Genomic DNA, 11,976 nt, shown 5'->3' with positions numbered 1-11,976 from the left:
GCATTCTTGTGTAGGAGCTGCCGCAGGCTGCGATCTTTGCTTTCTAGCGATTCACATCCACCACAACCCGCCCGCGCAATTGCCCGGCCAGCAAGCGCGGAGCGGCTTCGATCGCTTCACTCAAACCGATTTCGTGGCTGATCAGCGGCAGTAGTTTGAAATCCAGGTCCTGGGCCAGACGATTCCACGCTTCTACGCGTTTGGCTTTGGGCTGGGTCACGCTGTTGATACCCGCCAAGGTCACGCCGCGCAAAATGAACGGTGCGACGGACGCCGGAAAGTCCATGCCCTGGGCCAGACCGCACGCCGCAACAGTGCCGTTGGCCTTGGTGCTGGCACAGGCGTTGGCCAGGGTGTGGCTGCCAACCGAATCGATGACCGCCGCCCAGCGCTCCTTCGCCAGCGGCTTGCCCGGTTCGGAAAGCGTGGCGCGATCGATGATTTCGCTGGCGCCCAATTGCTTGAGGTAGTCGTGCTCCGAGGTGCGGCCGGTGGACGCAACCACTCGGTAACCCAACCGGCTCAACAGCGCGATGGCAAAACTGCCGACGCCGCCATTGGCGCCGGTGACCAGGATTTCGCCTTGCTCGGGCGTCACGCCGTTGTGCTCCAGCGCCAGAATGCACAGCATCGCTGTGTAACCTGCGGTGCCGATGGCCATGGCTTGCGCAGCGGTGAATGCATCGGGCAATGGAATCAACCAGTCGCCATTGAGGCGGGCTTTCTGCGCCAAACCGCCCCAATGCCCTTCACCGACACCCCAACCATTGAGCAGGACTTTGTCACCGACCTTGTAGTCCGGATGCCCGCTGACTTCCACAGTCCCTGCCAGATCAATCCCCGGCACCATCGGGAATTTTCGCACCACCGGGCTGCTGCCAGTGATTGCCAGGCCATCCTTGAAGTTCAACGTGCTGTACGCCACTCGCACCGTCACATCGCCCTCGGGCAATTGATCTTCATTGATCTGTTGCAGTGTGGCCCGGTAACCGCTTTCGTCTTTGTCGATCAAAATACCTTGGAACATTGCTGCCTCCTGGTGGGATCACCCGTTGTGGTTTGAATTAAATACCACATCGCAAAAAATTACCGTACTCGACTTTAAGCCAATTCGCCGATCCGCCGGGTTTTTCCATGACCTGCGGCTATGCTTTTTTTCGCGGCCCTGAAATGCCGCCAGAACGGTCCTGTCGATGGAGTTGACGATGTATTACCTGCGCGTATTTGCCCCTTTGCTGATGCTCTGTCTGCTGGCTTTGCCCAATGTCCAGGCCGCACCGGCACAACCTGCAAAGACGCCAGCCGAGCAGGCGCCTGCGACCCCGAGCTGGCCGCAGGTGCTGACCAGCGGCGATACGAAGCTGACAATCTACCAACCGCAGCTCGACAGCTGGGACGGTTACACCCTGCTGGGTCGCGCAGCGGTCGAGGCCACGGGGGCCGATGGCAAATCCACGTACGGCATCGTGCAGTTCAGCGCGCACACACTGGTCGACAAAGCCACGCGCTGGGTCGCGCTCGATCAGTACACCGTGACCAAAACGGACTTCCCTTCAACGGCGACCAAGGCCGACAGCTGGATCGCCACGCTGAAAGAGGATGCGGCGAAACGCAAGAAAACCATTTCCCTCGATCAACTGGAGGCGGCGATGGGCGTAATGGCCGCCGAGCAAAAATCCAGCGGCGAGCCGATAGAAAACACCCCGCCGACCATCATCAGCTCTGAGGTCCCGGCATTGCTGGTGTACATCGATGGCGAACCGGCGTACCGCCCAGTGGATGGCACCGCGCTGCAACGGGTCATCAACACGCGGCCACTGCTGCTCAAGGACGCCCAGGGCAAACACTATCTGCATGTGTTTGACGGCTGGATGGTAGCGAATGAACTGATCGGGCCGTATGCACCTCTGCCCTCACCCACGGCGGAGTTGGAAAAAGCCAAAAAAGCCGCGATCCAGAGCCGCCAGGTCGACCTGCTGACCGGCCAGAGCGATCCGAAAGACAAAATCCCGACCCTGGCCAAACCACCGATCCCGCAGATCCACATCGCCACGACACCCACCGAGTTGATCGTCACCGACGGCGCCGCGCAATGGCAGCCAATCCAGGGCACCCAATTGCTCTACGTGACCAACACCACCGGACATATCTTCAAGGAAATTGGCGACCAGAACAGTTATGTGCTGATCTCCGGCCGCTGGTTCCGCGCCAGCGACATGCAGGGCCCGTGGACGTTTACCCCGGCAGACAAACTGCCGGCGGACTTTGCCAACATTCCCGACGACAGCGCCAAAGAGAACGTCAAGGCTTCGGTTGCGGGAACGCCGCAAGCCAAAGAAGCGGCGATTGCGGCCAGCATTCCGCAGACGTCGGCCGTCAAGAAAAGCCAACTGAAAATGACCGCGCCGCAATTCGACGGCGAACCGCAACTCAAGGCCATCAAGAGCACGCCATTGCAGTATGTGGTGAACAGCCCGACGCCCATCATCATGGTCGACGCCCAGAACTGGTATGCGGTAGAGAATGGTGTGTGGTTCGTGGCCACGTCAGTGCAAGGCCCCTGGCTGGTCGCCACTTCAGTGCCGGCGGTGATCTATTCGATTCCACCCAGTTCGCCGATGCACTACATCACCTACGTCAAAGTCTATGAATCTAACGGCGACACGGTCGTTGTGGGCTATACGCCGGGGTATCAGGGCTCCACGCTGGACCCCGACAGCGGCGTGGTGGTTTACGGCACCGGTTATCCCTACACGCCGTGGGTCGGCAGCGTCTGGTACGGGCCGCCAGTGACCTATGGTTTCGGCGTGGCGATCCGCTATACGCCGTGGACAGGCTGGACGTTCGGCTTCGGTTTCGGCTGGAGTTGGGGCGGCAGTACGGTAGCGATCGGCTGGGGCTGGGGCGCATACCCGTGGTGGGGCAATTATGGTTGGGGCTACGCCTGGGGGCCGCGTCTTTATCCCGCGCCGATGCCTTGGGGTGGCGCCGCCTACGGGTATCACGGTGGCGCAGTAGCCTGGGGGCCGGGCGGCTGGGCCGGCACCACCGGCAACATCTACCGTCAGTGGGGTGATCGTGCATCGGTGAGCCGCTACGGCGCCGGTTACAACGCCTGGACCGGCAACCGCTGGGCCGGTCAGGTCGGCGCCTCCTACAACTCGCGCACCGGCGTTGCGGCAGCAGGCCAGCGCGGCGCCGTGCATAACGTCTATAGCGGCAACTATGCGGCCGGGCGCAGTGGCGTGGCGGTCGGCCCCGGTGGCGCGGCGATTGCCGGTCAACATGTAACAGCGGGCAACGCGCGTAGCGGCGCGCAAGTCACCGCCAATCGCGGGGCGGTCTACAACCCGAACACCGGTAACACGACTGGCTACAGGAGCGTTCGTGGCAGAGACGGTGGCGCCGCGCAAATCGGCGACAACGTTTATGCCGGGCACGATGGCAACGTTTACAAGAAGACCGACGACGGCTGGCAATCGATGGTCGGTGGTGCGAATCGGAGCAATCCAGCGAATACTGCACAGGTGCAGAATCTCGACCGGGAATCAGCGGCGCGTTCGTTCGGCAATGACCGATTCAACAACTACCACAACTCTTCCCAGGTGATGAATCGCTCGTTCGGTGGCGGTGGTGGATTGCATCGACGCTGACGGGCAACATCGGGGCAAACATGACTGGCCTTGGGTCAGTCATTGCTGCTACAAATCCGCTCCTGCCGCCCTGCCCGGTTTCAACGTCGGAGAACACCAAAATGAGTCAATGGCCAGACACCCGCATTCTTGACCTGCTCGGGATCGAACTGCCGATCATCCAGGGCCCCATGGCCGGTGCCACCAACTCTTCGATGGTCATCGCGGCGAGCAACGCCGGTGGCCTCGGTTCCATGCCGGCGGCCATGCTGAGCATCGAGCAGTTGCGCGAAGAACTGAAGACCATTCGCCAACAGTGCCAGCGGCCGATCAACGTCAATTTCTTCTGCCATCAACCGCCGCCAGTTGACGAGCAACGCGCGCAAGACTGGAAAAACCTGCTGGAACCCTATTATCGAGAACTGGGCGTCGACTTCGATGCGCCGACTCCGGTGTCCAATCGCGCGCCGTTCGACGTCGCGGGTTGCGAAGTGATCGAAGAGTTTCGCCCGGAAGTCGTGAGTTTCCACTTTGGCCTGCCGGAAAAATCCCTGCTCGATCGGGTAAAAGCCACCGGGGCCAAAGTGTTGTCCTCGGCCACCACGGTTGAAGAAGCCATCTGGCTCGAACAGCATGGCTGCGACGCGATCATCGCCATGGGCTACGAAGCGGGCGGTCATCGCGGGATGTTTCTCAGTGATGACCTGAGCAGTCAGGTCGGCACATTCGCATTGGTGCCGCAGATCGTCGATGCAGTGAAAGTGCCGGTGATTGCCGCGGGCGGTATCGCCGATGCACGGGGAGTCGCGGCGGCGTTCATGCTGGGAGCTTCGGCGGTGCAAGTGGGCACGGCATATCTGTTCACTCCGGAGGCCAAGGTCAGCGCTTCGCATCACAAGGCATTGCGTACCGCCAAGGAAAGCGAGACGGCCGTCACCAACATTTTCACCGGTCGCCCGGCGCGGGGGATTCTCAATCGGGTGATGCGCGAGCTCGGACCGATGAGTTCCAAGGCACCCACCTTCCCGCTCGCCGGTGGCGCGCTGATGCCGTTGCGCGCCAAGGATGAAGCCGACTTCAGCAATCTCTGGGCCGGGCAGGCCTTTACGTTAGGGGTAGAGTTGACCACCGCAGAACTGACCCGGCGCCTGGCCGAGGAAGGCTTGGCAAAATTGCTTCACCGCTAACCCAAAACTCCCGCATTCCGTTTGCAGGCATTTCGCTATATATTTCGATACATAGCGCTTACCCCCCTTGCTGTACTTGCCTACCACGGAGCCGTTACATGACCATTCGTGCCTCACGTTTTGCCCCTACTTGCCTGGCAGCTCTGATCGCTACCTTGGCTTTCAGCGCAGCCCACGCGGATGAAGTCCAGGTGGCGGTAGCAGCCAACTTCACCGCGCCGATCCAGGCAATCGCCGCCGATTTCGAAAAAGACACCGGCCACAAACTGGTGACCTCGTTCGGCGCGACCGGTCAGTTCTACACCCAGATCAAGAACGGCGCGCCGTTCGAAGTGTTCCTCTCGGCGGACGACACCACCCCGGAAAAACTGGAAAAAGAAGGCGACACCGTCAAGGGCTCGCGCTTCACTTACGCTGTCGGCACCCTGGCGCTGTGGTCGGCCAAAGAAGGCTACGTCGATTCCAAGGGCAAAGTGCTGGCCGACAACCAGTATCAGCATCTGTCCATCGCCAACCCGAAAGCCGCGCCTTATGGCCTGGCGGCAACTCAGGTTCTGGCCAAACAAGGCTTGACCGACAAGGTCAAGGACAAGATCGTCGAAGGCCAGAACATCACCCAGGCCTTCCAATTCGTGTCCACCGGTAACGCCGAATTGGGCTTCGTTGCCCTGTCGCAAATCTACAAAGATGGCAAAATCACCAGCGGTTCAGCGTGGATCGTTCCGGCTGAGCTGCACGACCCAATCAAACAAGACGCGGTCATCCTCAACAAGGGCAAGGACAATCCGGCCGCCAAGGCGCTGGTTGACTACCTCAAGGGGCCGAAAGCAGCGGCTGTCATCAAGTCCTACGGTTACCAAATCTAAATGTCGCTATCGAGTGCCGATTTTTCTGCCATCTGGCTGACCCTGAAACTGGCGTCCCTGACGACCGTCATCCTGTTGATAGTGGGCACTCCGCTGGCGTTATGGCTGTCGCGCACCCAATCCTGGTTGCGCGGTCCGGTCGGGGCGATTGTCGCCCTGCCCCTGGTGCTGCCGCCCACGGTGATCGGTTTTTATTTGTTGCTGGCGCTCGGCCCTCACGGGTTCGTCGGCCAGTTCACCCAATCACTGGGGCTCGGCACTCTCACTTTCAGTTTTGCGGGGTTGGTGATCGGCTCGGTGTTGTACTCGATGCCGTTCGTGGTCCAGCCGCTGCAAAACGCTTTTTCTGCCATTGGCACTCGGCCGCTGGAAGTGGCCGCGACTTTACGCGCCAATCCCTGGGATACGTTCTTCAGCGTAACGCTACCGCTGGCGCGCCCCGGTTTCATCACCGCCGCCATCCTCGGTTTCGCCCATACCGTCGGTGAGTTCGGCGTGGTGCTGATGATTGGCGGCAACATTCCCGACAAGACCCGCGTGGTCTCGGTGCAGATCTACGATCACGTCGAAGCCATGGAATACGCCCAGGCCCATTGGCTGGCCGGAGCGATGCTGGTGTTCTCTTTTGCAGTATTGCTGGCGCTGTACTCCAGCCGTAAAACCAAAGCGGGCTGGAGCTGATCGATGATTCATGCGCGTTTGAAGTTGAGTTACTCGGGATTCGCCCTTGATGTCGACCTTGAGTTGCCCGGTCGCGGCGTCACGGCGCTGTACGGTCACTCCGGCTCGGGCAAGACCACGTGCCTGCGTTGCATCGCGGGGCTGGAGCGGGCCGATCAGGGATTTATCCAGGTCAACGATGAAGTCTGGCAGGACAGCGACAAGAAGATTTTCGTCGCGCCGCACAAGCGTGCCCTGGGTTACGTGTTTCAGGAAGCCAGTCTGTTTCAACATCTTTCAGTGCTGGCCAATCTGCAGTTCGGCCTCAAGCGCATCCCGAAGAACCAGCGCCGGGTCGATATGGCCCACGCCACTGAACTGCTGGGGATCGGTCATCTGCTGGATCGACATCCGCAACATCTTTCAGGCGGAGAGCGACAACGTGTCGGTATCGCTCGTGCCCTGCTCACCAGCCCCAAACTGTTGCTGATGGACGAGCCGCTGGCGGCACTGGACTCCAAGCGCAAAAGCGAAATCCTGCCTTACCTGCAACGGCTGCACGATGAGCTGGATATTCCGGTGCTGTACGTCAGCCATTCCCAGGATGAAGTGGCGCAACTGGCCGACCACATCGTATTGCTCAGCGAGGGCAAAGCGCTGGCCAGCGGCCCGATCGGCCAGACACTGGCGCGTCTCGACTTGCCCCTGGCGCTGGGCGATGACGCCGGCGTAGTGATCGAAGGCCGCGTCAGCGCCTATGACGCTGACTACCAATTGCTCACCCTGCAACTGCCGGATACGGCGCTGAACATGCGCGTGACCCACAAGCCGATGGCGCCGGGCCAAACGTTGCGCTGCAAGATTCAGGCACGGGATGTCAGCCTGAGCCTGAATAGCGCCGAACACAGCAGCATCCTCAACCGCTTGCCCGTCACCGTGGTCAGTGAGATGGGCGCCGACAACGCCGCCCATGTGCTGGTTCGCCTGGATGCAGCGGGCACGCCACTGCTGGCGCGGATCACACGGTTCTCCCGCGATCAGTTGAACGTGCATCCGGGCCAACAACTCTGGGCGCAAATCAAAGCCGTGGCCGTACTCGCCTAACTTTGCTGGCACGACTGCGGCGGCGTGGGGTCAATGGCTGTAACGGCCCCTGATCTCACGCCAAGGACTATCGCCATGCCCGATGCGCTGCCTTCCGACCTGCACTACGTCGATGACACCCAGCCGGGCATCACCCGCAAAAAACTGCGCGGCAAATTCTGCTATTTCGATCCGGCAGGTCAACGTATTACCGAGCCGGACGAAATCCAGCGCATCAACGCCCTCGCCGTGCCGCCGGCCTACACCGACGTGTGGATCTGTACGGATCCGCGTGGACATTTGCAAGCCACCGGCCGTGACGCTCGCGGTCGCAAGCAATACCGCTATCACCCGCGTTGGCGCGAAGTGCGTGACAGCGACAAGTACTCGCGCCTGCGGGATTTCGGCCTGGCCCTGCCGAAACTGCGCAAGCAACTGGAAGCGTTGTTGGCCGCGCCAGGCTTCAGCCGCGAAAAGGTCATGGCAACCGTCATCACCTTGCTCGATGCCACGTTGATCCGGGTCGGCAACACTCAGTACGCCCGGGACAACCGCTCCTATGGCCTGACCACTTTGCGCAGCCGCCACGTGGAGATCAACGGCAGTGCGATCCTGTTTCAGTTTCGCGGCAAAAGCGGCATCGAACATCAAATCACCGTGAAAGACCGGCGACTGGCGAGGATCATCAAACGCTGCCAGGAAATCCCCGGGCAAAACCTCTTTCAATACTTCGATGAAAACGGCGAGCGACACACCATCACCTCCGCCGACGTAAACGCCTACCTGCAAACCTTGACCGGTGCCGACTTCACCGCCAAGGACTACCGCACCTGGGCCGGCAGCGCCCTGGCGCTGGCGGTGTTGCGCAAGTTGCAATGGCAACCGGAGTCGGAAGCCAAACGGCACGTGGTGGAGATGGTGAAAAACGTCGCCAAGCAACTGGGCAACACCCCCGCGGTATGCCGCAAGTGCTACATCCATCCGGGTGTGCTCGAAGGGTTTCTGCTGGGCGCACTGGCCGAACTACCCAGGCCGAGAACGCGCAAAGGCCTGCGCGCCGAAGAAGTCGGCCTGGCCATGTTGCTGGAGAAACTGGCGTCTGAACCGACGAATTGACCTGCCTATTTTTTGCACGATTACAAATGACTTCTATAGTTGATCTGTACACGAATCAGCTGCGGTGAAGCCATGGAAGACATATTCGTCGTGAAGCGCTGCAACAAGATCATCATTCATGGTCGCCGGGCCGGAGAATCTGCTCATCAACCGCCTGACGCCGCCGTCTGGTATCGCATCGCCGATACTCGCACCAACGGTTTCATCGGTGACGGCTACGATCTTGAAGACGACGCACGGCATGTTTGCCGGCAGTTGAATGCCAGATCACAAGTCACGGCCCGCCAAGGCTGATGAGCCTGCACGCGCCTTTAACGGGTCTATACTGATGAGAGCTGAAGGATCAGTGTCCCATCGGTAGATAGCTCGCTCCCAGCGGGCTTTTTACTGCCCTGCCAGGTGTCTTCAACGGAGGTGTTTCCCATGTCCGAAAAAGAGTCCATCACCACCCTGCTCACCCTGCTTGACTCCCGCCAGGTTCGCTTGGCTGCCGCGTGCAAGGAAATCGCCGATTGGGTCGATCATCAAGGCGGACATCCGACTGCCCTTAGAATTCGCGATCGTCTGAACGACATCGAAAAGGACACGCCGCTGATCCGCAATACCTTGTCTGCGCTCAAACCTGTCGAGCCACCGCTGCCACGGTTCAGATGATTTGATCCGGGCAAGCAATGCGCTCTACCGCCTGACGCGAGACAGATGATCGGCGACAGTTTCGTTACCGAGTGTGTCCTTGTCTGTCAGTTCTGTGCTTGCCCTCCCCCAACCCAGCCAGGCGCTGGGATTTTTTTGTGCCGTTAAAGCAGCGAACGTCACCGCGCACGGGTGGTCCAACGATCACACGTCACGAGGAGACGTTCTGATGGTTACTCACTTCAAAGTCAGCGGGCATCTGGCCTGCGGTCACAAAGGCAACAACCTCACTTCCACCCGCGAACTCAACCGGGTCAAATGCAGAAGCTGTCGAAATACCGACGCGTATAAAGAAGCGCGCAAAGACCAGCGTAACGCTGCCCGGCGCACATCTCGCAAAGCCAACGTTACCCCTACAGCGACTGACTGGCGCCAGGATTGGACCGAACGCCTGACCGCCCTGCCCGGGCTGCAAAGACTGCCCCGCGGCTTCACCGACCAGCCTTTCGTTTAATCGACAGCTTCGGCGGCCGGGCCGACCGGATTCGGCGCGGCCATCTGATACTTTTTAATCCGAAAATCGATTGAACGAGACAGGCGATTGTTTTTCCAACCTTGTAGGCCCGAACATCAATCCACCGGGCGCTATAGGAGAGGAAATCGGCATGAACGGTAGAATTCTGCTTCTGATCGCCAGCCTGAGCCCCGCCCTGGCAATCGCTGAAGGCTGTGATGTGATCACGCGCTCACAGAGCCCTTCTGTCCCGGTGATCGAATCCCACAGCTGCTACGAATACGAAAATATGCCGGTGGGCGCGATCGATTGGTCATGCAGCAACGAGAGCAAGGAAATGCTCAGCAGCACCAAGAAAAAGATCGCCCAATGCAGCGACCACTATCAGGCCACATGCCTGGGCACCGTGACGCCGGAGTCATTAGCCAATCCTCAATCCACGAGCAAGAACAAGGACAGCAAGGCACTCAACATTCCGGCCAACGCGCAGATTTCGACGTATTACTACAACGCGGAAAACCTGGCCCAGGCCAAAATCGATTGCGAAACCGGTGGTGGCAGCTGGAAAGCCAAGTAGCGCAACGAATCACTCAATCGCTGGCTGCATGATTTCGCGCAACGACATGCGCTTGAACGCCTCGACCAGTGCGCGCCCTTCTTGCGGCGCGCAATCGATGGCCAGGCGCATGGTCGATTCGCCCAGATGCCAGATCAGAAATGCCGACTCCCGTACCTGCCGCGCATCACTGTCCGGATACACCCGCAGTATTGCCTCAGCCAACAACTCGCCGGCAACGCGACTCTCCTCCAGTTCCAATGCCAGCAGGTGCTTGTCGGCCTGCATGCCGGACCAGATGTCGCGCATCGCCGGCGTCGCCAATACGATCTCGTAATACAGATCGAGCAACCCCGAATACGCCGCTTGCAGCCCAGGTCCATCTTCGACAGCCTTTAGCGCCTCATCGATACAGCGACGGCTTTCGGCGTTGTAGCGCTCGGCGAGCGTGCGAATGATTGAGCTTTTATCGGGGAAATATTGATAAAGCGAGCCGATGGAAATCTCGGAACGCTCGGCAATCTCACTCATTTTCAACTGATCGCTGCCCTTGGACGCGATCAATTGCGTTGCCACAGCAAGAATGCGTTCCTGACGTTCGCGGCTGCGTTGTTGCGTGGGATTGCGTCGAACCGGCTCTACAGCAGGCAGTTCGGGCACTTCACTGGTCTTCTTGCGCACGGCCGCACTTCCCCATCGATAAACATGACATTGACTCACCTTAGCACTGCCCTGCGATGCAACCAAAGGGCTGCGACCATACGTCGGTTTCAAATCTGAGTTTGTTGACGATAGAACATGAGGGTTTATCATCTTTTAAACGTGAGTATCACTCACATTACCGAGGGAGATGAACGCGATGAACACCCGCCAACAGACCATCCTGATTCTCGGCGCCACGGGCAAGACCGGACGGCGAATTGCAAAACAGCTCGTAGCTGGTGGCCAGTCCGTGCGCCTGGGTTCGCGTGGGGCAACTCCGCCCTTCGACTGGGAAGATCGATCCACTTGGGGCGCCACCCTTGAGGGTGTTCACGCCGCCTACATCTGCTTTCAACCAGACCTCGCGGTGCCTGGCGCACTGGAGACCGTCCAGGCATTCACCGACCTGGCCGTCAAAAGCGGGGTCAGCAAACTGGTGCTGCTGTCGGGGCGCGGCGAGGTTGAAGCAGAGCAAGCCGAACGCGTGGTGCAAAACAGTGGCGCCGACTGGACCATCCTGCGAGCCAGCTGGTTCTGCCAGAATTTCAGCGAAGCGCACTTTCTCGAACCGCTCCAGCAAGGCGAATTGGCGCTTCCTGTCGGCAACATCGCCGAGCCTTTTATCGACGTGGAAGACATCGCCGAAGTCGCCGTCGCCGCACTGACCCAACCCGGCCATGCGGGACAACTCTACGAACTCACCGGCCCTCGGGCGCTGACCTTTGCCGAGGCCGTTGCCGAGATCGCCCGGGCGACACATCGCGATATAAGTTTTGTCGCGGTGCCGCCGGACGCCTATCGCCATGCGCTGGAGCAGGCGCAACTGCCGGTCGAGATGATCGACCTGGTCTTGTATCTGTTTACCACCGTCCTCGATGGCCGCAACACGCCGGTTACTGATGGCGTACAGCGGGTACTGGGACGGCCGGCGCGAGACTTTTCCGACTACGTCCGGCGCACGGCAGCAACCGGTATCTGGATCCATGAGGGTTAAGCGCCGACGTGCTGCATTGGCGGCAATCAGCTT

Annotated in this window: 13 protein-coding genes; 11 read left to right on the top strand and 2 right to left on the bottom strand. The window is 59.9% G+C overall.

All coding sequences use genetic code 11. The features are described 5' to 3' along the window. Window positions 1–43: 43 nt before the first annotated feature. Window positions 44–1,027 carry an acrylyl-CoA reductase (NADPH) gene (gene acuI / locus ACW9JC_RS15485; RefSeq protein ID WP_457455850.1) on the bottom strand — a complete coding sequence of 328 codons (984 nt, stop codon included), beginning with the start codon at window positions 1,025–1,027 and terminating at the stop codon, window positions 44–46. A gap of 178 nt (window positions 1,028–1,205) precedes the next feature. On the opposite strand from acuI, the gene ACW9JC_RS15480 reads away from it, so the two are divergent. The 10 genes from ACW9JC_RS15480 to ACW9JC_RS15435 all read left to right on the top strand — a co-directional run bounded on the left by ACW9JC_RS15480 (window position 1,206) and on the right by ACW9JC_RS15435 (window position 10,268). Beyond that, complete coding sequence (locus tag ACW9JC_RS15480) at window positions 1,206–3,653, top strand: autotransporter (protein ID WP_457455848.1); 2,448 nt, start codon at window positions 1,206–1,208, stop codon at window positions 3,651–3,653. Between the two features lie 101 nt (window positions 3,654–3,754). Continuing rightward, window positions 3,755–4,819: an NAD(P)H-dependent flavin oxidoreductase gene (locus ACW9JC_RS15475; RefSeq protein ID WP_457455846.1), complete on the top strand. Its 1,065-nt coding sequence runs from the start codon at window positions 3,755–3,757 to the stop codon at window positions 4,817–4,819. A 98-nt stretch (window positions 4,820–4,917) separates the two neighbouring features. Further along, entirely contained in the window at window positions 4,918–5,685 is a 768-nt protein-coding gene (gene modA / locus ACW9JC_RS15470; RefSeq protein ID WP_457455844.1) for a molybdate ABC transporter substrate-binding protein, read from the top strand. Further along, window positions 5,686–6,366 (top strand): molybdate ABC transporter permease subunit, encoded by a 681-nt coding sequence (modB, locus tag ACW9JC_RS15465; protein WP_457455842.1) that lies wholly within the window; start codon window positions 5,686–5,688, stop codon window positions 6,364–6,366. It abuts the gene before it with no gap. 3 nt (window positions 6,367–6,369) lie between these two features. Then, a complete protein-coding gene (gene modC, locus ACW9JC_RS15460; protein WP_457455840.1) occupies window positions 6,370–7,449 on the top strand; it encodes a molybdenum ABC transporter ATP-binding protein in 1,080 nt (359 codons plus the stop codon). 75 nt (window positions 7,450–7,524) lie between these two features. Next, complete coding sequence (locus ACW9JC_RS15455; RefSeq protein WP_338580558.1) at window positions 7,525–8,544, top strand: DNA topoisomerase IB; 1,020 nt, start codon at window positions 7,525–7,527, stop codon at window positions 8,542–8,544. Window positions 8,545–8,616: 72 nt separating this feature from the next. Continuing rightward, a complete protein-coding gene (locus ACW9JC_RS15450; RefSeq protein WP_338580557.1) occupies window positions 8,617–8,838 on the top strand; it encodes a hypothetical protein in 222 nt (73 codons plus the stop codon). A gap of 129 nt (window positions 8,839–8,967) precedes the next feature. After that, window positions 8,968–9,198, top strand: a complete 231-nt coding sequence (locus ACW9JC_RS15445) for a hypothetical protein (RefSeq protein ID WP_338580556.1) — start codon at window positions 8,968–8,970, stop codon at window positions 9,196–9,198. A 208-nt stretch (window positions 9,199–9,406) separates the two neighbouring features. Then, a complete protein-coding gene (locus ACW9JC_RS15440) occupies window positions 9,407–9,691 on the top strand; it encodes a hypothetical protein (protein WP_457455837.1) in 285 nt (94 codons plus the stop codon). Window positions 9,692–9,842: 151 nt separating this feature from the next. Then, window positions 9,843–10,268: a hypothetical protein gene (locus ACW9JC_RS15435; RefSeq protein WP_338580553.1), complete on the top strand. Its 426-nt coding sequence runs from the start codon at window positions 9,843–9,845 to the stop codon at window positions 10,266–10,268. Between the two features lie 9 nt (window positions 10,269–10,277). Here ACW9JC_RS15435 and ACW9JC_RS15430 read toward each other — a convergent pair whose 3' ends face one another. Beyond that, the gene (locus tag ACW9JC_RS15430; RefSeq protein WP_457455835.1) at window positions 10,278–10,928 is read right to left on the bottom strand and encodes a TetR family transcriptional regulator; all 651 of its coding nucleotides are present in this window, start codon (window positions 10,926–10,928) and stop codon (window positions 10,278–10,280) included. Window positions 10,929–11,106: 178 nt separating this feature from the next. Here ACW9JC_RS15430 and ACW9JC_RS15425 point away from each other — a divergent pair, with 178 nt between their 5' ends. Continuing rightward, a complete protein-coding gene (locus ACW9JC_RS15425) occupies window positions 11,107–11,943 on the top strand; it encodes an NAD(P)H-binding protein (RefSeq protein ID WP_457455833.1) in 837 nt (278 codons plus the stop codon). Window positions 11,944–11,976 lie beyond the last annotated feature (33 nt).

The organism is Pseudomonas sp. SDO5591_S426 (assembly GCF_054070755.1).
The sequence above is the reverse complement of the archived record's forward strand: the minus strand, read 5'-3'. Positions and strand labels throughout refer to the sequence as shown.